This is a genomic window from Paenibacillus sp. 01T422, assembly GCF_056398785.1.
In genome coordinates this window covers 1-400 of the sequence record NZ_JBFTQB010001701.1, presented here as the reverse complement: position 1 = coordinate 400, position 400 = coordinate 1, and the positions used below count along the sequence as shown (strand labels likewise).

The following is a 400-nucleotide window of genomic DNA, read 5'->3' as shown; positions in this document are numbered from 1 at the left end:
TTGGATATTCTAATCAACAACGCAGGGATGAATATTCGCAGTCAAGCACTGGCTGTAACCGATGAAGAATGGGATACCATTATGCAGACGAATCTCAAATCCGCCTTTTTGTGCGCCCAAATTGTAGGCGGTCATATGAAAGAGCAGGGATATGGTCGGATCATCAATATTGCCTCTGTTGCCGGACAGGTTGCCCTACGTACAGGTGTTGTATACGCGGCTACTAAGGCAGCTATGATTCAAATGACGAAGGTGCTGGCGCTGGAGTGGGGGAAATTCGGAATTAACGTGAACAGCATYGGTCCTTGGTATTTTAAAACACCGCTTACGGAGAAAATATTGGCTAATCCTGACTATTTAGCTGATATTATTGCGCGCACACCGCTGCAGCGTGTTGGAG

The 400-nt window shown here is 46.6% G+C and carries 1 protein-coding gene; it reads left to right on the top strand.

Going from position 1 to position 400, the window contains the following annotated elements; translation table 11 throughout:
• On the top strand, nucleotides 1–400 hold a 400-nt coding region (locus tag AC1DUA_RS40840), incomplete at both ends, for an SDR family NAD(P)-dependent oxidoreductase (protein ID WP_477505042.1).